Below are 19,980 nucleotides of genomic sequence, written 5' to 3'. Positions count from 1 at the left end.
GTCGGCGTAGGGTCGCGGCAGCGGGCCGCACAGCGCATGACGAAGGGCGACGATGAGCAACCTCGAAGCCGCACCGACTGAAGTTGCCTGTAGCGCTTCCCGGACCGCGGGTATCGAGGTGCTGCACCCGCGCGAGGTTCCCTTGGGCGGACCACGAGCGATCCCGGTACAGCGCACCCTGCCGCAGCGGCAGCGAACGCTGATCGGTGCCTGGTGTTTTCTCGACCACTACGGCCCCGGGACCGGACCCGCCGCGCGGATGGACGTCGCACCTCATCCGCACACCGGGCTGCAGACGGTGAGCTGGTTGTTCAGCGGCGAGGTGGAACACCGCGACAGCGCAGGTGTGCACGCGATAGTCCGGCCCGGCGAGCTGAACCTGATGACCGCAGGCGCGGGGATTTGTCATTCCGAAGTGTCGCTGCAATCCGGCCCGGATGCGGCCCTGCACGGCGCCCAGCTGTGGGTGGCCCTGCCTGACGTGGCGCGCCACACGGGGCGAGACTTCGTGCACTACGCGCCCGAACCGATTGCGCTGCCGGGTGCCCAGGCGCGGGTATTTCTGGGCGAGCTTGCCGGAAGCCGTTCGCCCGCACATACGTTCACGCCGCTGCTGGGCGCTCAGATCGATCTGGAACCCAACACTGCGCTGGACATCGACGTCGAGCCGGCATTCGAGCACGGGGTGCTCTGCGATGCCGGCGAGATCGAGATCGACCGGACTGGGCTCGCGGTCGGCGACCTGGGCTACCAAGGTCCGGGCCGCACTGCCCTGCACCTGGCCAACGCCGGGGTCCGCCCCGGACGGGTGCTGCTGCTGGGCGGCCCGCCCTTCACCGAGGAATTGGTGATGTGGTGGAACTTCGTCGGGCGCAACCACGACGAGATCGTCACCTATCGGCAGCTGTGGCGAGCCCGCGACGAACGCTTCGGCGCCGTCACGGGATACCTGGGCACGCTGGCTCGGCTGCCTGCCCCGCCACTGCCCGCTACCCGGCTGCTTCCCAGGCAAGCGTCGAACCGAAAGGATGCCGGATGACCACCGACAAAACCGGTGCGGAGACCACGGTCACCGCCGAGCAGGGCAGGTACACGATCGCGGTCGAGGGTAGAACCGTTGGCTTCGCCAGCTACCTCGACCGTGGCGGTCAGCGGGTCTTCGACCACACCGAAGTCGACCCGAAGTTCGGCGGTCGCGGGCTGGCGACCATTCTCGTCGAGAAAGCGCTGGAGGAGGCGCGAGCGGACGGCAAGCGCATCGTCCCGGTCTGCTCCATGGTCGTCACGGTGCTCAACAAACATCCCGAATACGCCGACATCACCGACCCGGTCTAAGTCTAAGTCCGCGCGTCCGGGCCGTCGGAGTCCCACGTGGCCGGCAGTATCGGGCCGGCCGGACCGTCATCAAAGCTGTGGGCGGGCAGCGTGACCAATCCGGCCGCATCGGCGTTGCCCTTGGCCGCGGTGCCGCCGAAGCCGATCGCGCCGGCCCCGCGGCTGGATGCGGCGGCCCGCAGGTCGCCAACCTCGTCAGCGCCTTCAGGGAGGTCGTTCCCGGCGTCGCCGTCCATATCCATGAACTCATCGGCGTACTGACGCTGCGGCGCCGTCGTCTTGCGTCGGCGACGAGCACGCCGTTGTTCGCGCGCCGAGACCGCCGCGGCCGGGGCGGACACACCGACCGACGGCGCCTTGGCGCCGCTGTTATGGGTCAACGCGGGAGGGAAGCCTTCGTCAGGGTCGAAGCCGCCCACGGCATAAGTCGCCGCCGGGGCCGCCGCTGCGGCGGGCGCAGTGGCGGCACCCGCCGTTGTCGAGGCAGCAGGCGCGGCGACCGGAGCGGTGACACTCGACGCCACACCTACCGCCGGCCAGGCCACCGGGTGCCCGGCCGACGCCACGGTCCCGCCGGCCCCACCGGCGATGTCACCCGCTGCGGCAGCCGCCGGAAGTTGAACCGCGAGCTGCTCGCCCACACCGATCACTACCCGCAGAATCGTCCCCAGCAGCGGATCGAGTATCAGTTGGGGATAGGTGAGTGACGCCCCCACCCAGGAGAAGGCCTGGTAGGCAACGGCAAACAGGAACGGCCCCCAGGTAACCAACGCCTGCGACGGATTGGTCAAGAAATCGGTGATCAACTGCATGCCGTTGCCCACCGGGTCCTGCAGGAAATTGGTGATCGGCGCATAGAGCTGCTCGACATAGTCGATGTATGCCTGCAGCAGTTGCGAAACCAGGTCCGCGAGGTTCAGTTGGTTGCCGGCGTCGGTGGCCCGCGCCAGGGCCGCCAGCCGGGCGGGGTCGGCGGCGTCGCTGGTATCCGCCTTGAGTAGCGGCGGCGCGGGCGAGGTGGCCGGGACGGAGTCCGCGGCAACGTTCGACACTGTTTGATAGATACTCATCGTGGTGGCGGCCTGGACCCACATGCGGAGGTAGTCCGCCTCGTTGAGCGCGATCGGGATCGTGTTGATCCCGAAGAAATTGGTCGCGACCAGCACACCATGCACAACATGGTTGGCGGCCAGCTCGCCCAGGGTCGGCATGCTCGCCAGCGCCGCGGTGTAGGCCTGGGCGGCGACGTGGTGCTGTAGCCCGGCGGCAATGCTCTTGCCGCGGGCCTGCTCGAGCCACGCCAGGTAGGGGGCATGCGCGGCGACGTACTGTTCGGCGCTCGGGCCCTGCCACGAACCGCCCTGGACCGCGGTCAGTACGGCCGCGAGTTCGGCGATCGCCGAACCGTATTCGTCGCTCAGCAGCTGGTAGGCGCCCGCGGCGGCCAGAAACGGCCCCGGACCGGGCCCAGTGGACAACAGCGCGGAGTGCACCTCGGGCGGCGATGCCATCCAGACCGGCCAGACCGGCGCCGTCATGACCTGTCCTGCCTCAGCACCCCGGCGCTGGCCACAGCGAACGTCGTCATCGGCTATCCCCCCGGCGCGTTGGCCCTTCGGCCGTCCGGGTGCTCGACCATGCGCACGGCCGCGGGCGAGTGCTTCGCTACCTCACGCCAATTAACCCGCCAATGCGTCGGCTAAACCGATGCCGACCGACTTGTGTGCCAGTCGCCGTCAGCGACAAGCACGCCCACCCCGATAACGCATGCGCGGCTCAGATGTCTTCGTCCTCGTTCGGTCGCGGGCGAGGCCCGCCGCCCAACGACGGGCGCCGGGGAGCCTGGTGCCCGTAGACGCCCTCCGGATAGGCGGTCTCGGCGTGTTGGGTCAGGTCCACACCGCTCACCTCGTCTTCTCGGCTGACCCGGAATCCCATGGAACGCTCGATCAGCAGGGCGAGCACATAGCTGACCGTGAACGCGTAGAGAGCTACCACCACCATCGCCAGCGCCTGCTTGCCGAGTTGACCCATCCCGCCCCCGTAGAAGATTCCCTTCGGGCCTTGGGTCATCACCGCGGTGGCGAGCAGCCCGATCAACAACACACCGACCACTCCGCCGACGAAGTGCACCCCCACCACGTCAAGAGAGTCGTCGTAGTTGAGTTTGAACTTCACCGCGATCGCGAAGGAGCACACGACGCCCGCCACCAGCCCGACGATGGCGGCGCCCAGGGTGTTCACCGTGCCGCACGAGGGCGTGATCGCCACCAAGCCGGCGACGACCCCGGAGGCGGCGCCGAAGGTGGTCGGCTTGCCGTCCCGAAACTGTTCCACCGCAAGCCATCCCAGCATGCCCAGACAGCCGGCGACCAGGGTGTTGAGGAAGATCGCGGCGGCCAGCCCGTTGGCGGCCAGCGCCGAACCGGCGTTGAACCCGAACCAGCCGAACCACAGCAGTCCCACACCGAGGAGGACGAACGGCAGGTTGTGCGGGCGCATGGCTTCTACCTTGAAGCCGATGCGCGGACCCAATACCAGCGCCAATGCGAGCGCCGAGGAACCTGAGACGATCTCGACGACCAGCCCGCCCGCATAGTCGAGCACCCCCATCTTGAACAGCCACCCGCTCGGTGCCCACACCCAATGCGCGATAACGCAATACACCGCCACCGCCCAGATGGGCACGAACACCATCCAGGCCGCGAACTTGGCCCGGTCGGCGATGGCGCCGCTGACCAGGGCGGCGGTGATGATCGCGAAGGTCAGCTGGAAGGTGGCGTACAGCAGTTCGGGCACCGACCCGTGCAAAGTCTGCGGGCTTATGCCGAGCATCCCGGCGTGCGCCAGCCCGCCCAGAAATCCGCCCGCGCCGCCATCGGAGAACGCCAGGCTGTAACCGACCAGCAACCACGCCACCGTCACCAGTGGTATGGAGATGAAGCTCATCATGATCATGTTGAGCACGCCGGTGGTGCGGACCATGCCCCCGTAGAAAATCGCCAGCCCGGGCGTCATCAGCAGCACCAGCGCGGTGCTGGCCAACAGCCACGCGGTGGCGGCGGGATCGATGTCCAACTGTGCGGCTCCTTCGATAGTCGTCGATAAAACTGCCGGCGCGCATTGTCGCCGTTGACGGATAGACGGTAGACGCTGTTGACGAAGGCGACCATCCATGTGATCCATGTCGCCATTGCGTCATTTCGAGCCGATGCAACGGCTATGACCGCCGTCCGTAACCGACGGCCGGGTGTCCTGACGTATCGCCAGCGGCGGTGCGCGACAAGGCGGTGTCGAGCCGCTAGCTGCCAGTACGCTCGCGATGCCGGCACCCGGCCCAGCAGCAGGGGCGGCGCTTGCCTTCTTCCAGCTCCTCCTGGGTCCGGCGGATGCGCCGCTGTCGGGTCGTCGCTTGTTTGGCATCCTCGACCCAGCAGATGAACTCGTTGCGCGCCAACGGCGTGATGTCGTTCCACGCAGCCAGGGCCGTGGCGTTGGCGATCAACGCGTTACGCAGGTCGGTGGGCAGCCCATGCACGACCCCGCCGGGCACTTGGGCACGACTCACCGGGCCACCTTAACTTCTCGGGGAAGATTTGCGGTTCAGGGAGGCGGTGGATGAACCGCGGCGGGGTGCACTACCCGGCGCGGTTCACTCGCAACAGTGGGCGAAGGGGGACTTGAACCCCCACGTCCCGAAGGACACTGGCACCTGAAGCCAGCGCGTCTGCCATTCCGCCACTCGCCCGAAACAACCGGAGGACCATACCACTGTAGTAGGCACACGCCCCAACCGCCGCCGGCAGGTCGACAACCCGCGGCGGGGGAGCGAGCCCGGACGAAGCGGGACTCGCTCGGTCCTTGGCCGTCCCTGCTACCGGCCTGTCACCTGCGCGATGTTTTCTCAGGATTCTCACGGTGCCACTGCGTCACGGTGTCCCGATAGCATGTTTCGTGACCACGAGATGCGGGCAAGTCGTTTGCCTCGCGCCGACGATGACCGGAATCTAGTGAGGCGAGCGCTGAAAAATGGGTAGCCAGAAGGGCCTGGTTCAGCGCATCGAGCGCAAACTCGAGTCAACCGTCGGGGATGCATTTGCCCGGATGTTCGGGGGATCGATCGTCCCGCAAGAGGTGGAAGCCCTGTTGCGGCGGGAAGCCGCGGATGGTGTGCGCGCACTCGAGGGAAATCGCCTTTTGGCGCCCAACGAGTACATCATTACCCTCAGTGTGCACGACGCGGAGAAATTGGGCGCAGACCCCGATCTCACGTCGACGGCATTTGCTCGGTACTTGGCGGACTATATCCAAGAACAGGGGTGGCAAACGTATGGTGATGTGGTGGTCCGGTTCGAGCAATCGCCGAACCTGCATACCGGCCAGTTCCGCGCCCGCGGGACTGTTAACCCCGACATCGAGCCCCGCCCGACGGTCACCGCTTACGCCCGGCCACAATCGAACCACGCGTTTGGCGCAGAACCAGGAGTACCACCGATGACTGACAATCCGAGCTACCGCGGCGGTCCGGGGCAGGGGCCCGACGAGTACTACGACGACCGGTACGCGCGTCCGCAAGAGGAGCCACGCAGTGGCTCGCCCGGCGGGCCGGACCCGCGCGGTGGATATCCGCCGGAGGGTGGCGGCTACCCACCCCAGCCCGGATACCCGCCGCCACCACGTCAGCCGGACCAGGGCGGCTACCCAGAACAGCGCGGCTACCAAGACCAGGGCGGCTACCCAGAACAGCGCGGCTACCAAGACCAGGGCGGCTACCCAGAACAGGGCTATCAGGACCAGGGCGGCTACCCAGAACAGCGCGGCTACCAGGACCAGGGTTACCCCTCGTCGTACGAGCAGCGTCCGCCCGGCTACTCCGGCCCCGGCTACGACCAGAGTTACCGCCAGGGCGGCGGTTATGGCCAACCACCCGGCGGCGGCTACGGCCAACCACCCGGCGGCCAGCCCGGCTACGGCCAACCACCGAGCGGCTATGGCCAACCACCCGGCGGCGGCTACAGCCAACCACCCGGCGGCCAGCCCGGCTACGGCGGTTACGGCGACTATGGCCGTGAACCCGCGCGTCAGGAGGACGGTGGTTACGGCGCTCCTGGTGGTCCCGGCGCTCCGCCTCAGGCCCCGCAGGAACCACAGCGGCCGGCATATCCAGATCAGGGCGCCGGCTACGAGCAGGGCGGCTACGACCAGGGCTATCAGCAGGGCGGCGGATACGGCCGCCAGGAATACGGATCGGGCGACTACACCCAGTACGCCGAAACGCCAGCCCCCGGCGGCTACCCCGCCCCGTCCGGCGGGTACGCCGAGCCGGCTCGCGACTACGACTATGGCCAGGCGGCGGCTCCCGACTACGGCCAGCCGGCGGGCGGCTACGGCGGTTACGGGCAAGGCGGCTATGGATCACCCGGAAATACGGTGACCCTTCAGCTCGACGACGGCAGCGGCCGCACCTATCAGCTGCGCGATGGCTCCAACATCATCGGGCGCGGGCAGGACGCTCAGTTCCGGTTGCCGGACACCGGCGTCTCACGCCGGCACTTGGAGATCCGTTGGGACGGGCAGGTCGCGCTCCTGACGGACCTGAACTCCACCAACGGCACGACCGTCAACAACGCACCGGTACAGGAGTGGCAATTGGCCGACGGCGACGTGATCCGCTTGGGCCATTCCGAGATCATCGTCCGCATTCACTGAACCCTCTGGGCACAATGCTGCCTCGCTTCCCTCGCACCGACCGCCCGACCAGTATCGTGACTTTGCTGCACTTCTCGGCATCACCGGCGCGGGGCTGGCAGCGCCGAGACGGACGCCAGGACGGAAAGGACGCCAGATGCAGGGGTTAGTACTGCAACTGACGCGTGCCGGCTTCTTGATGCTGCTCTGGCTGTTCATCTGGTCGGTGCTGCGGGTGCTGCGCACCGATATCTACGCACCCACCGGCGCCGTCATGGTGCGCCGCGGGCTGGCGTTGCGCGGCACGCTACTACCGTCGCGCCAGCGCAGGCAGACCGCCCGCTACCTCGTCGTGACCGAGGGCGCGCTGGCGGGCGCGCGCATCACGTTGAGCGGACAGCCGGTGTTGATCGGACGCGCCGACGATTCCACCCTGGTGTTGACCGACGACTACGCCTCGACACGGCACGCCCGGCTCTCTCAGCGGGGATCGGAATGGTACGTCGAGGACTTAGGATCGACCAACGGCACTTACCTTGACAGGGCGAAGGTGACGACTGCGGTACGAGTTCCGATTGGGGTGCCGGTTCGGATCGGCAAGACGGCAATCGAGTTGCGCCCGTGACCCGCGCCGGCGCCGAAGCAGTGGGGGTACCACCCGCTTCCGGGGGACGCAGCGATGAGGTGGGGGCGCCAACCGCTTGCGGGGGAGAGCTGCGCTCGTGACCCTGGTCCTGCGATATGCGGCCCGCAGCGATCGCGGCCTGGTACGCGCCAACAACGAAGACTCCGTCTACGCCGGAGCGCGGCTGCTGGCGCTGGCCGACGGCATGGGCGGCCACGCCGCCGGCGAAGTGGCGTCCCAACTGGTCATCGCCGCACTGGCCCACCTCGACGACGACGAGCCCGGTGGTGACCTGCTCGGCAAGCTCGAGGCCGCGGTTCGCGCCGGCAACTCGGCGATCGCCGCCCAGGTCGAGATGGAGCCCGACCTCGAGGGCATGGGGACCACCCTCACCGCGATCCTCTTCGACGGCAACCGGCTCGGTCTGGTGCACATCGGCGACTCCCGCGGTTATCTGCTGCGCGACGGCGAGCTGACCCAGATCACCAAGGACGACACGTTCGTCCAAACCCTGGTCGATGAGAATCGGATCACCCCCGAGGAGGCGCACAGCCACCCCCAACGCTCGTTGATCATGAAGGCGCTGACCGGCCACGAGGTCGAACCCACGCTAACCATGCGCGAAGTCCGGGCCGGTGACCGCTACCTACTGTGCTCGGACGGGCTATCCGACCCGGTGAGCGACGAGACCATCCACGAGGCCCTGAAGATCCCGGACGTTGCCGAAAGCGCCTACCGCCTTATCGAACTCGCGCTGCGCGGTGGCGGCCCGGACAACGTGACCGTCGTGGTGGCCGATGTCGTCGACTACGAGTACGGCCAGACCCAGCCGATTCTGGCCGGAGCGGTATCCGGTGACGACGATCAACTGACCCTGCCGAACACGGCCGCGGGACGCGCCTCTGCGATAACCCCCCGCAAACAAGCCGTCAAGCGGGTTCCGCCGTCGGCCGAGACTTTCCACCGGCATCGCTGGTCGCGTCGGCGGATCATGCTTGTCGCGGTGCTGGCGGCGGTCCTAGTTGTCGCGGCGTTGTTCATCGGTCGCGCGATCATCCGCAACAACTTCTACGTCGCCGAATACCACGGCACTGTGTCGATCATGCGCGGGATCCAAGGGTCCCTGCTGGGCATGCCCCTGCACGAGCCGTATCTGCTGGGCTGTTTGAACGCACGCAACGACCTATCCCAGATCAGCTACGGCCAATCCCTGGACCACCTCGACTGCCATCTGATGAAGTTGGAAGATCTACGTCCGTCCGAACGCGCGCAAGTGCAGGCCGGACTCCCCACCGGCTCCCTGGACGGCGCCATCACCCAACTGCGTGAATTGGCCGCCAACTCCCTACTGCCGCCGTGTCCGCCGCCGCGCGCCACCTCGCCACCCGGCCCACCCACCCCGACCACCGCCAGCGGCACCCCCGAACCGAGCATCACATCCTCGTCAACGTCCCCGACCACCCCGACCACTTCGCCCGCTGGGGCCCCGTCCACCACTACCGGAAGTGCCGGCCCCAACCACGCGAGCACTTCGCCGACAGCGCCCGCGTCACCGTCAACCACATCGCCGACCGTGACCGCGCTTCCGCCACCTCCTCCGCAGCCGGGCATTGACTGCCGGGCGGCGGCATGACGGCACCGCTGCAGGCGCCGGTGACGGTGACGCCCCCGTTGCCGACCCGGCGCAACGCCGAACTGCTGCTGTTGTGCTTCGCCGCGGTGGTCACCGTCGCCGCGCTGCTGATCGTGGAAGCCAACCAAGATCGCAGCCTCCATTGGGATTTGGTCAGCTACGGGCTGGCCTTCCTGACGCTGTTCGGCTTCGCGCACCTGGCTATCAGACGCTCCGCCCCGTTCACCGACCCCCTGCTGCTGCCGGTGGTGGCGCTGCTCAACGGGCTTGGGCTGGTGATGATCCACCGCCTCGACCTCGTCGACGACGAGGTCGGCCACCACAGTCATCCCAGCGCGAACCAGCAGATGCTGTGGACCCTTGTCGGCGTAACTTCTTTTGCGCTGGTGGTGACCTTTCTCAAGGATCACCGCCAGCTCGCCCGCTACGGCTACACCTGCGGGTTCGCCGGTCTGGTCATGCTCGCCATACCCGCACTGTTGCCCGCGAGGTGGTCTGAGCAGAACGGCGCCAAGATCTGGATTCGGTTGCCCGGCTTCTCGATTCAGCCGGCCGAATTCTCCAAGATTTTGCTGCTGATCTTCTTTTCCGCGGTGCTGGTCGCCAAGCGCCGCCTGTTCACCAGTGCCGGCAAACATCTGATGGGCATGACCCTTCCCCGCCCGCGGGACCTTGCGCCGCTGCTTGCGGCTTGGGTGATCTCGGTGGGGGTCATGGTCTTCGAGAAGGACCTCGGCACGTCGCTGCTGCTGTATGCGTCGTTTCTGGTGGTCGTCTACCTGGCCACCCAGAAGTTCAGCTGGGTCGTCATCGGTCTGGCCTTGTTCGCGGCGGGCAGTGTCGTGGCGTACTTCGTCTTCAGCCACGTCCGGATCCGGGTGCAGACCTGGTGGGATCCGTTCGCCGACCCCGAGGGCAGCGGCTTCCAGATGGTGCAATCGCTGTTCAGCTTCGCCACCGGCGGCATCTTCGGCACCGGGCTGGGTAACGGCCAACCCGATACCGTGCCCGCGGCATCGACGGACTTCATCATCGCCGCCTTCGGCGAGGAACTCGGCTTGGTCGGTCTGGCCGCCATCTTGATGCTCTACACGATCGTCATCATCCGCGGCCTGCGCACCGCGATCGCCACCCGCGACAGCTTCGGCAAACTACTGGCCGCGGGTCTGGCATCGACGCTGGCCATCCAGCTGTTCATCGTGGTCGGCGGCGTCACCAAGCTCATTCCGCTGACCGGGCTGACTACACCGTGGATGTCCTACGGTGGGTCGTCGCTGCTGGCCAACTACGTGCTGCTGGCCATATTGGCGCGCATCTCCCACGGAGCCCGACGTCCGCTGCGCACCCGCGCCCGAAATACGACGCCGATCGCGGCGGCCGGTACCGAGGTGATCGAGCGGGTATGAACGCCTCTCTGCGCCGGATCTCGGTGACCGTGATGGCGTTGATCGTGCTGCTGCTGCTCAACGCCACGATGACGCAGGTCTTCACAGCCGACGGGTTGCGCGCCGATCCGCGCAATCAGCGGGTCCTGCTCGACGAGTATTCGCGCCAGCGCGGCCAGATCACCGCGGGCGGGCAACTGCTGGCCTACTCGGTGGCCACCGACAGTCGCTTTCGTTTCCTGCGGGTCTATCCCAACCCCGAGGTGTACGCGCCGGTCACCGGGTTCTACTCACTGCGTTATTCCAGTACCGGGCTGGAACGCGCCGAGGACCCGCTGCTGAACGGGTCGGACGAGCGGTTGTTCGGCCGGCGACTGGCCGACTTCTTCACCGGGCGCGACCCGCGCGGCGGCAACGTCGACACCACCATCAACCCCCGCGTCCAGCAGGCCGGCTGGGACGCGATGCAGCAGGGCTGCGGCGGCCCCTGCAAAGGCGCGGTGGTGGCGCTGGAGCCGTCGACCGGCAAGATCTTGGCGCTGGTGTCGTCGCCGTCCTATGACCCCAACCTGCTCGCGTCGCACGATCCCGAGGTCCAGGCGCAAGCCTGGCAGCGGCTTCGCGACAACCCCGACTCGCCGTTGACCAACCGTGCCATCGCCGAAACGTACCCGCCGGGTTCCACCTTCAAGGTGATCACCACCGCGGCGGCGCTGCAGGCCGGAGCCACCGACACCGAGCAGCTGACCGCCGCCGCCGAGATTCCGCTGCCCGGAAGCACGGCGACATTGGAGAACTACGGCGGCACGACGTGCGGCGCCGAGCCGACCGTGTCGCTGAGCGTGGCATTCGCCAAGTCGTGCAACACCGCTTTCGTTCAGTTGGGCATCCTGACGGGCGCAGCCGCGCTGCGCAGCACGGCGCAGGCGTTCGGCTTGGACACCTCGCCGGACCCGATACCGTTGCAGGTGGCCGAGTCGACCATCGGCCCGATCGAAGACACCGCCGCATTGGGTATGACCAGCATCGGGCAGAAGGACGTCGCGCTGACCCCGCTGCAGAACGCTGAGGTCGCGGCGACCATCGCCAACGGCGGGATCACCATGCGGCCGTACCTGGTGGACAACCTCCGCGGGCCCGACCTGGCCAACATCAGTACCACTGCGCCATATCAGCAGCGGCGCGCGGTGTCGCCGCAGGTCGCCGCTAAGCTAACAGAGCTGATGGTCGGCGCCGAGAAAGTCACACAGCAGAAAGGGGCCATCCCCGGCGTGCAGATCGCATCCAAGACGGGTACCGCAGAGCACGGCACAGACCCCCGTCATACTCCGCCGCATGCGTGGTACATCGCCTTCGCGCCGGCACAGGCGCCCAAGGTTGCCATCGCGGTGTTTGTGGAGAACGGGGGCGATCGCCTGTCCGCGACCGGTGGTGCGCTGGCCGCGCCGATCGGACGGGCCGTGATCGAGGCTGCGCTGCAGGGGGGCCCATGAGTCCCCGAGTTGGTATGACGCTGTCCGGCCGCTACCGCCTGCAGCGGCTCATCGCCACCGGCGGCATGGGGCAGGTCTGGGAAGCGGTCGACAGCCGGCTGGGCCGGCGGGTGGCCGTCAAGGTGCTCAAGAACGAGTTCTCCTCCGACCCGGAGTTCATCGAACGGTTCCGGGCCGAGGCCCGCACCACGGCCATGCTCAACCACCCGGGGATCGCGGCCGTGCACGACTACGGCGAGAGCCAGATGGACGGCGAGGGCCGCACCGCGTACCTGGTGATGGAGCTGGTCAACGGCGAGCCGCTGAACTCGGTGCTCAAGCGCACCGGCCGGCTGTCGCTGCGGCATGCGCTCGACATGCTCGAGCAGACCGGCCGCGCTCTACAGGTTGCGCACGCGGCCGGACTGGTGCACCGCGACGTCAAGCCGGGCAACATCTTGATCACGCCCACCGGCCAGGTGAAGATCACCGACTTCGGGATCGCCAAGGCCGTCGACGCGGCGCCGGTGACGCAGACCGGAATGGTGATGGGCACCGCCCAATACATCGCGCCCGAACAGGCTCTGGGTCACGACGCGACCCCGGCCAGTGACGTATATTCGTTGGGAGTTGTTGGCTACGAAGCGGTTTCGGGTAAGCGGCCGTTCACCGGTGACGGCGCCCTAACGGTGGCGATGAAGCACATCAAAGAACCGCCGCCGCCACTGCCCGCCGAGCTGCCGCCCAATGTGCGAGAACTCATCGAGATCACGCTGGTGAAAAACCCGCAGATGCGCTATCGCAGTGGGGGACCGTTCGCCGACGCCGTCGCCGCGGTACGGGCCGGCCGGCGGCCGCCACGGCCCAGTCAGTCACCGCCGCCCGGGCGGGCCGCGCCGGCAGCGATTCCGTCGAGCGCGCCGGCCCGGATTGCGGGCAACCCCACCAGCCGGGCCACGGCCCCGCGCCGGTCCCGGCCGGCGACCGGAGGAAACCGGCCACCCGCGCGGCGTACGTTCTCGTCGGGCCAGCGGGCGTTGTTGTGGGCTGCCGGCGTCCTCGGGGCGCTGGCGATCATCATCGCGGTGCTCATCGTCATCAATTCGCGTGGCGACAACCAGCCGCAGTCACCGCCCCCGACCGTGACCGACACCGGAACCCCCCCGGCCAGCCAGACGCCGACCGGCCAGGGGTTGCGACCCGGTGCGACGGGTTTCGGCCGCCTCGACAATGACGGCCGTGACGGTTCGCAATGGGGGCGCTTCCGGCCGCCGGGGGCGAGCCGGGCAGACCAACTTGGCCGTACAGTCGCGCCGCGACCGACTCACCACGCGTCGCTGGACCGATACGAGACATCGCGATGACCACCCCCCGGCACCTTTCCGATCGCTATGAACTGGGCGACATCCTCGGCTTCGGGGGAATGTCCGAGGTTCACCTGGCCCGCGATCTGCGTCTGCACCGGGACGTGGCGGTGAAGGTGCTGCGCGCCGATCTGGCCCGCGACCCCAGCTTTTACCTGCGCTTCCGGCGGGAGGCACAAAACGCGGCGGCACTGAACCACCCGGCGATCGTGGCGGTGTACGACACCGGCGAAGCCGAAACGTCCGCCGGTCCGCTGCCCTACATCGTCATGGAGTACGTCGACGGCGTCACGCTGCGTGACATCGTGCACACCGAAGGCCCGATGCCGCCGAAGCGGGCCATCGAGGTGATCGCCGACGCCTGCCAGGCGCTGAACTTCAGCCACCAAAACGGCATCATCCATCGCGACGTCAAGCCGGCCAACATCATGATCAGCTCGACAAATGCGGTGAAGGTGATGGACTTCGGCATTGCCCGGGCGATCGCCGACAGCGGCAACAGCGTCACCCAGACGGCCGCGGTGATTGGGACGGCGCAATATCTGTCCCCCGAACAGGCTCGCGGTGATGCGGTCGATGCGCGATCCGATGTCTATTCGTTGGGGTGCGTGCTGTATGAAATCCTGACCGGCGAACCGCCGTTCACCGGTGACTCGCCGGTGGCGGTGGCCTACCAGCACGTCCGCGAAGACCCCATCCCGCCCTCGGAACGCCATGAGGGAATCTCCGCCGACCTGGACGCCGTCGTCCTCAAGGCGCTGGCCAAGAACCCGGAAAACCGCTACCAGACCGCGGCGGAAATGCGCGCCGACCTGGTGCGGGTGCACAACGGTGAGCCACCGGAGGCACCCAAGGTGCTCAGCGGCGCCGAGCGACGCTCGTTGCTGGCGGCCACACCCGGACATCCCGCGGGTCCGCGCACCGATCCGCTGCCTCGCCAGGTCCTCGACCACACCGATCGGGACCGCACCACCCCTTCGGTGGGCCGCTGGGTCGCCGTGGTCGCGGTGCTGGCGGTGCTGACGATCGCCGTCACGATCGCCATCAACACCTTCGGCGGCAACACCCGCAAGGTGCAGGTGCCCGACGTGCGTGGCCAGGCATCCGCCGACGCCATAGCCGCGTTGCAAAACCGCGGCTTCAAAACCCGCACGCTGCAGAAACCGGACTCGACGATCCCGCCGGACCACGTCATCGGGACCGACCCGGCTGCCAACACCTCGGTGGGTGCGGGGGCCGACATCACCATCAATGTCTCCACCGGACCCGAGCAGCGTGAGCTGCCCGATGTCTCGTCGCTGACCTACGCCGAAGCGGTCAAGAAGCTGACCGCCGCCGGCTTCAGCAAATTCAAGCAGGCCGCCTCGCCCTCCTCACCGGAGATGGCGGGCAAGGTCATCGGTACCAACCCGCCGGCCAACCAAACCTCGGCGATCACCAATGTGATCACGATCATCGTCGGCTCCGGCCCCGAGGCCAAACAGATTCCCGACGTCGCCGGTCAGACCGTCGACCTGGCGCAGAAGAACCTCAACGTCTACGGCTTCACCAAGTTCAGCCAAGCGCAGGTGGACAGCCCGAAGCCGGCGGGCGACGTGGTCGGCACCAACCCACCCGCCGGCACCACCGTTCCGGTCGATTCGGTGATCGAACTACAAGTGTCCAAGGGCAACCAATTCGTCATGCCCGACCTGTCCGGAATGTTCTGGACCGACGCCGAACCCCGGCTACGCGCACTGGGCTGGACCGGGGTGCTGGACAAGGGGCCCGACGTCGACGCCGGCGGATCCCAGCACAACCGGGTGGTCTACCAGAGCCCGCCCGCCGGTTCCGGCGTCAACCGGGACGGCATCATCACGCTGAAGTTCGGTCAGTAGTCCCGGCTGTGCCGGCCGCTGCGGTCGGCAGGTGCGGCCGGACGGCGGTGAGCACTTCGTTTTCCAGCCGGCGCACCAACGTGTCGTCGCGCGCCCAGCCGCAATAGGTCAGCCAGTTGGCCAGCATCCGGTGTCCGCCCTCGGTCAGGATCGACTCCGGATGGAACTGCACACCGTGAATCGGCAACTCGCGGTGACCCACTCCCATGATCACCCCGCTGCGGGTATGGGCGGTGACCTCGAGCTCGGCCGGCAGCGATTCCGGAAGGATGGTCAGCGAGTGATACCGGGTTGCCGTGAATGGGTCCGGAAGTCCTTGCAGTACACCGACATTCGTGTGGTAGACGCTGCTGGTCTTGCCATGCAACAACTCCGGCGCGCGGTCGACGGTGGCCCCGAACGCCACGCCGATGGCCTGGTGTCCCAGGCACACGCCCAGCAGCGGGGTTCGTGCCGCCGCGCACGCCGCGACCATGCTCACCGACGCCCCCGCGCGTTCCGGCGTGCCGGGGCCTGGACTGAGCAGCACACCGTCGAATTGCTCGGCGATGGCGCTCTCGTCGGCGAGGCGGGCGTCGTCGTTGCGCCACACTTGCGCCTCGACGCCCAACTGGCCCAAGTATTGGACCAGGTTGAACACGAAGCTGTCGTAGTTGTCGACGACCAGAATCCGCATCGTGACAGGTTACCGTCCGGCCTCAGTAACCCACGGGCCCCAGCGGCTGCGCAAAGTGCATCCGCACCGGTTCGGAATGTCCGACGACCTGTACGTCGGACTTGACCTCTTCGTGGTAGCCCAATCCGAACCGGACCACGTATTGCTTGTAGAGGGTCACTAGCGGAGCCGCGGCCAAGGCTGCTTGGATCGCAGCGGGATTACCGATCGCGGTGATCGTGTAAGGCGGGCTGTAGGTGCGTCCGTTCAGCAGCAGGGTGTTGCCGACGCAACGCACCACCGAACTCGCGATAATGCGCTGGTCTTGCATCTGGATCGCCTCGGCGCCCGCGCTCCACACCGCGTTGAAGACGGCATCGATGTCCTGCTGGTGCACCACCAGGTCGTCGGGGGAGGCGTCGCGCGGGAAGCGGCCATGGGCGTCGCGCTGCGCATCGTTGAGCGTCACTACCACGCCAGGGCCGTGGACCGGGTCCATGCCGGCCACACCGGCCAGTTCGGCGGCCCGCCTGAGCATCGCCGCCAAGGCAGTATCCGACGACGGAGTGTGCGTGGTCTCGATCTGTTTGGTCAGCGCGTCGCGCTGGGCATCCAGCCGGTTCACCGACGACTGGGCGTGGCGGACCAGGTCGACCAGCCGCGGCGCGTCGCTACGGCGAATCTCCGCGCCGCCGGAAACCCCATGCGTCGCGGCCAGCAACAACCCGGCGAGCAGGCAGACCAGCGGAACACCGAAACGCCACGGCGAGCGGCGCTCATCGGTCATCACGTCTCCGTTTCCTGGTCGCGAGGCCAGTTGGGCTAGTCTCGTAGCCAAGCTTTGGCTGCAGCTGCAGTCGCAATCGTTGCACTTTGTCCGCTCACCGTGTTGTTGAGGTATCCCGAGGTATTACATGCCCAAGTCAAAGGTCCGCAAGAAGAACGACTTCACCGTCAAGCCGGTGAGCCGCACGCCCGTGAAAGTAAAGGTCGGACCGTCCAGTGTGTGGTTCGTCTCGTTGTTCATTGGGTTGATGCTGATCGGCCTCGTGTGGTTGATGGTCTTTCAGTTGGCCGCACTCGGCAGTCAGGCCCCCAAGGCGCTGCAGTGGATGGCGGATCTGGGCCCGTGGAACTACGCCATCGCGTTCGCTTTCATGATCACCGGTTTGTTGCTCACCATGCGGTGGCACTGAGCAGCACCGCGCCCGAAATGAATTTATTTCAGGTCGGGTTGGTTACTGATCCAGCAACGTTGTGGTTCGTCAATCACATGGATGTAGTTTATCCCCACTGTTGATAGCGTCTGTGGATAACCGGGTCTGCGGTGGTCGGAGGGTCTGGATAGCGCATGCAGCAAACACAATGGTCGCCTCCGGCGGCGGGAATCGCTGGCTGCGGCGTTGCCGGGGTATTGATGGCTATCGGTTCTGTGACCTTGGTCACAGAACCGCCGGGACGCGTGCTGGCCATGGTTGCCGCACTGGGTTTGATCTTGTTTGCCGGCGTTTCCTGGCGGGCACGGCCGAAGCTGGCAATCACCGGCGAGGGGCTGGCGATCCGCGGGTGGTTGCGGACGCAGCTATTGCGACGGCCCGAGATCAAGATCATCCGGATCTCTCAGTTCCGGCGTTACGCGCGCAACGTTCGACTTCTCGAGATCGAGACGGTCAACGACCGACTGTTCATCTTGTCCCGTTGGGATCTTGGGACCGATCCGCTGAACGTGCTCGACGCCCTTACCGCGGCCGGCTATGCCGGCCCGGGGCGCGGGTAGCGCGGCGGTTTCACGAGATGGTGATCGACTCGATCACCACTGGGTCAGTGGGCCGATCGTTACCGTCGGTGGGTGTGGTCGCGATGGCGTCGACGACGCGCTGCGACTCCGGATCGGTCACCTCACCGAAGATGGTGTGACGCCGGTTCAGGTGCGGAGTCTTGCCGACGGTGATGAAGAACTGTGAGCCGTTGGTGCCGGGCCCGGCGTTGGCCATCGCCAGCAGGTAGGGCTTGTCGAATTGCAGTTCGGGGTGGAACTCGTCAGCGAACTTGTAGCCTGGCCCACCGCGGCCGGTGCCGGTCGGGTCACCGCCCTGGATCATGAAGCCGTTGATCACCCGGTGAAAGACCGCGCCGTCGTAGAACGGCCCGGAAGTGCTTCCCGATGCATTTTGGGTCGAGTAATCTTTGGTGCCCTGCGCCAGGCCGACGAAGTTGGCGACGGTCTTGGGTGCGTGGTTTCCGAAGAGGGCGACCTTGATGTCTCCGCGGTTGGTGTGCAGCGTGGCGGTGGCAGTCTGAAACGGGCTGTTAGTCACGGGATCACAGTGTGCCATTACCCGGTGGCGCGGCCGCAGCCGGTGTCACCCGACGCGAACGGCGCGGTATTGAGGCAATGGGCCCGCGGACGTCCTTGTGGTGGCAGTGTGTGGGGGTATCGGAGTGGCTCTGGGCTAGGGCATCGACCAGCCAGAAACCAGAAAGGCGGCAGATGAGCGAGATGGTGGAAACCCGATTGACGCCGAGAGAGCGACTGACCCGGGGCCTGACCTATTCGACGGTTGGCCCCGTGGACGTGACCCGTGGCGTCGTCGGACTCGGAGTTCAGTCCGCGCAGTCGACCGCCTCGGAACTTCGTCGCCGGTATCGAGAAGGCCGGCTGGCCCGCGAGATCGCCGCCGCTCAAGAAACGCTCGCCCAGGAACTGGCCGCTGCCCAGGAAGTGGTGGCAAACCTGCCTCAGGTACTTCAAGAAGCACGGCGGTCCCAGCGCCGCGGCAACAAGAAGCGGGTGTGGGTGATCGCCGGAGCGGCAACCGTCGTCGTCGTAGCGGGCGGTGCGGTGGCATTTACCATCGTGCGGCGCTCGTCGCGCCCGGAGCCCTCGCCGCGCCCGCCGAGTGTAGAAGTCCAGCCACGCCCGTAGGGCACTGCATCACCGGGCCAGGCATGCGATGTCGTTGATCGCGTTGGAAGAGCATTACGCGTGGGATCCGGTCAGCGCCGACAATGTCGTCGGCAGCTGGCTTCGGCTGCACAATCGCATCGCCTACGAGCGGCTGTACGACCGGGGACCATTGCGGCTGGAGCAGATGGACGCCGCGGAAATTGACTTCCAGATCCTCTCGCTGTTCGACCCCGGCGTGCAGGCCGACGATGACGTCCACCGTGCCGTCGACAGTGCGCGTCGCGCCAATGACGACTTGGCCCAGACGATCACCGCGATGCCGGACCGATTCGGTGCGTTCGCGACCCTGGCGCCCCAGGACCCGCGGGCCGCGGCGGCCGAGTTGAACCGCGCCGTCAGCGAATTGGGTTTCGTCGGCGGGCTGATCAACGGGCACACTCAGGGCCGTTATCTCGACGACCCGGCCTACTACGGGTTGTTCGAAGCCGCCGAAGCGCTGCAGGCACCGATCTATCTGCATCCGACCACGCCGCATCCCGCGGTGATGGACGCCTGGTTCAAGCCCTACCTCGGGGCCGGCCTGCACCTGGCGTCGTGGGGTTTCGGCGTGGAGACCGGCACGCATGCGCTGCGGCTGATCTACTCGGGCCTGTTCGACCGCTTTCCGCGGCTGCAGATGATCTTGGGTCACCTGGGCGAGATGCTGCCGTTCGCCGCGCACCGGATCGACCGCTACTACGGCCTTGCCGGTGATCCGGACGCCGGCCGAAAACTGCGCCGGTTGCCGTCGGAGTACCTGCGCTCGAACTTCTATGTGACCACCAGCGGCAACTTCTCAGCGCCGGCGTTTGCTTGCACGCTGGAAGTCATGTCTGCCGATCGGGTGATGTTCTCGGTCGATTATCCGATGGACGACAACATGGCCGGCGCGAAGTTCCTCGCCGACTTCCCGTTCGACGACGAGCTGCGACGAAAAGTCGCCGCCGGCAACGCGCAGCGGCTGTTCAAGGGCAAGATCCCGGCACTGTAGATGCGCGT

At 67.0% G+C, this 19,980-nt stretch carries 19 protein-coding genes and 1 tRNA gene; 13 read left to right on the top strand and 7 right to left on the bottom strand.

The annotated features are described in order from the left end of the window. Positions 1 to 52: 52 nt before the first annotated feature. Together B4U45_RS14345 and B4U45_RS14340 are read left to right on the top strand one after the other, a co-directional pair. Complete coding sequence (locus tag B4U45_RS14345; protein WP_075545922.1) at positions 53 to 1,039, top strand: pirin family protein; 987 nt, start codon at positions 53 to 55, stop codon at positions 1,037 to 1,039. Continuing rightward, on the top strand, positions 1,036 to 1,335 hold the full coding sequence (locus tag B4U45_RS14340; protein ID WP_075545921.1) for a GNAT family N-acetyltransferase: 300 nt from the start codon (positions 1,036 to 1,038) through the stop codon (positions 1,333 to 1,335). The genes B4U45_RS14345 and B4U45_RS14340 overlap by 4 nt, the downstream gene beginning before the upstream one ends. A gap of 2 nt (positions 1,336 to 1,337) precedes the next feature. Here B4U45_RS14340 and B4U45_RS14335 read toward each other — a convergent pair whose 3' ends face one another. The 4 genes from B4U45_RS14335 to B4U45_RS14320 all read right to left on the bottom strand — a co-directional run bounded on the left by B4U45_RS14335 (position 1,338) and on the right by B4U45_RS14320 (position 5,083). Further along, entirely contained in the window at positions 1,338 to 2,873 is a 1,536-nt protein-coding gene (locus B4U45_RS14335; RefSeq protein WP_083154494.1) for a PPE family protein, read from the bottom strand. Positions 2,874 to 3,111: 238 nt separating this feature from the next. Further along, positions 3,112 to 4,353, bottom strand: a complete 1,242-nt coding sequence (locus tag B4U45_RS14330; protein WP_371686681.1) for an ammonium transporter — start codon at positions 4,351 to 4,353, stop codon at positions 3,112 to 3,114. A gap of 283 nt (positions 4,354 to 4,636) precedes the next feature. After that, the gene (locus B4U45_RS14325; RefSeq protein ID WP_075545918.1) at positions 4,637 to 4,903 is read right to left on the bottom strand and encodes a YdeI/OmpD-associated family protein; all 267 of its coding nucleotides are present in this window, start codon (positions 4,901 to 4,903) and stop codon (positions 4,637 to 4,639) included. Between the two features lie 97 nt (positions 4,904 to 5,000). Beyond that, positions 5,001 to 5,083, bottom strand: a tRNA-Leu gene (locus B4U45_RS14320). A gap of 281 nt (positions 5,084 to 5,364) precedes the next feature. On the opposite strand from B4U45_RS14320, the gene B4U45_RS14315 reads away from it, so the two are divergent. The 7 genes from B4U45_RS14315 to pknB all read left to right on the top strand — a co-directional run bounded on the left by B4U45_RS14315 (position 5,365) and on the right by pknB (position 15,379). Further along, on the top strand, positions 5,365 to 7,044 hold the full coding sequence (locus B4U45_RS14315) for a DUF3662 and FHA domain-containing protein (RefSeq protein WP_083154493.1): 1,680 nt from the start codon (positions 5,365 to 5,367) through the stop codon (positions 7,042 to 7,044). Between the two features lie 136 nt (positions 7,045 to 7,180). After that, on the top strand, positions 7,181 to 7,648 hold the full coding sequence (locus tag B4U45_RS14310; protein WP_023369070.1) for an FHA domain-containing protein FhaB/FipA: 468 nt from the start codon (positions 7,181 to 7,183) through the stop codon (positions 7,646 to 7,648). A gap of 97 nt (positions 7,649 to 7,745) precedes the next feature. Next, positions 7,746 to 9,281, top strand: a complete 1,536-nt coding sequence (locus B4U45_RS14305) for a PP2C family protein-serine/threonine phosphatase (protein ID WP_219859418.1) — start codon at positions 7,746 to 7,748, stop codon at positions 9,279 to 9,281. Then, positions 9,278 to 10,687 carry an FtsW/RodA/SpoVE family cell cycle protein gene (locus B4U45_RS14300; protein WP_075547706.1) on the top strand — a complete coding sequence of 470 codons (1,410 nt, stop codon included), beginning with the start codon at positions 9,278 to 9,280 and terminating at the stop codon, positions 10,685 to 10,687. Before B4U45_RS14305 ends, B4U45_RS14300 begins: the two co-directional genes overlap by 4 nt. Then, positions 10,684 to 12,159, top strand: coding sequence for a D,D-transpeptidase PbpA (pbpA, locus tag B4U45_RS14295; protein WP_075547705.1), 1,476 nt, complete (start codon positions 10,684 to 10,686; stop codon positions 12,157 to 12,159). The genes B4U45_RS14300 and pbpA overlap by 4 nt, the downstream gene beginning before the upstream one ends. Continuing rightward, complete coding sequence (locus B4U45_RS14290) at positions 12,156 to 13,502, top strand: serine/threonine-protein kinase (protein ID WP_371686651.1); 1,347 nt, start codon at positions 12,156 to 12,158, stop codon at positions 13,500 to 13,502. Before pbpA ends, B4U45_RS14290 begins: the two co-directional genes overlap by 4 nt. Further along, positions 13,499 to 15,379: a Stk1 family PASTA domain-containing Ser/Thr kinase gene (gene pknB / locus B4U45_RS14285; RefSeq protein ID WP_075547704.1), complete on the top strand. Its 1,881-nt coding sequence runs from the start codon at positions 13,499 to 13,501 to the stop codon at positions 15,377 to 15,379. Before B4U45_RS14290 ends, pknB begins: the two co-directional genes overlap by 4 nt. Here pknB and B4U45_RS14280 read toward each other — a convergent pair. After that, the gene (locus B4U45_RS14280; protein WP_075547703.1) at positions 15,357 to 16,055 is read right to left on the bottom strand and encodes an aminodeoxychorismate/anthranilate synthase component II; all 699 of its coding nucleotides are present in this window, start codon (positions 16,053 to 16,055) and stop codon (positions 15,357 to 15,359) included. The genes pknB and B4U45_RS14280 overlap by 23 nt on opposite strands. Before the next feature lie 22 nt (positions 16,056 to 16,077). Then, positions 16,078 to 16,821, bottom strand: a complete 744-nt coding sequence (locus B4U45_RS14275; RefSeq protein WP_075547702.1) for a DUF881 domain-containing protein — start codon at positions 16,819 to 16,821, stop codon at positions 16,078 to 16,080. A gap of 127 nt (positions 16,822 to 16,948) precedes the next feature. Here B4U45_RS14275 and crgA point away from each other — a divergent pair, with 127 nt between their 5' ends. After that, the gene (gene crgA / locus B4U45_RS14270; protein WP_023369055.1) at positions 16,949 to 17,230 is read left to right on the top strand and encodes a cell division protein CrgA; all 282 of its coding nucleotides are present in this window, start codon (positions 16,949 to 16,951) and stop codon (positions 17,228 to 17,230) included. Positions 17,231 to 17,385: 155 nt separating this feature from the next. Continuing rightward, complete coding sequence (locus B4U45_RS14265; RefSeq protein WP_075547701.1) at positions 17,386 to 17,811, top strand: PH domain-containing protein; 426 nt, start codon at positions 17,386 to 17,388, stop codon at positions 17,809 to 17,811. Between the two features lie 10 nt (positions 17,812 to 17,821). Here the strand turns inward: B4U45_RS14265 and B4U45_RS14260 are convergent, their stop codons facing one another. Then, positions 17,822 to 18,370, bottom strand: coding sequence for a peptidylprolyl isomerase (locus B4U45_RS14260; RefSeq protein WP_075547700.1), 549 nt, complete (start codon positions 18,368 to 18,370; stop codon positions 17,822 to 17,824). 155 nt (positions 18,371 to 18,525) lie between these two features. Between B4U45_RS14260 and cwsA the strand changes: the two genes are divergently transcribed. Together cwsA and B4U45_RS14250 are read left to right on the top strand one after the other, a co-directional pair. Then, on the top strand, positions 18,526 to 18,960 hold the full coding sequence (gene cwsA / locus B4U45_RS14255; RefSeq protein WP_075547699.1) for a cell wall synthesis protein CwsA: 435 nt from the start codon (positions 18,526 to 18,528) through the stop codon (positions 18,958 to 18,960). Positions 18,961 to 18,988: 28 nt separating this feature from the next. Continuing rightward, complete coding sequence (locus tag B4U45_RS14250; protein ID WP_075547698.1) at positions 18,989 to 19,972, top strand: amidohydrolase family protein; 984 nt, start codon at positions 18,989 to 18,991, stop codon at positions 19,970 to 19,972. The last annotated feature ends 8 nt before the right edge of the window (positions 19,973 to 19,980 follow it).

It is taken from the genome of Mycobacterium persicum, assembly GCF_002086915.1.
Taxonomy (GTDB): Bacteria; Actinomycetota; Actinomycetes; order Mycobacteriales; family Mycobacteriaceae; genus Mycobacterium; species Mycobacterium persicum.
The sequence above is the reverse complement of the archived record's forward strand: the minus strand, read 5'-3'. Positions and strand labels throughout refer to the sequence as shown.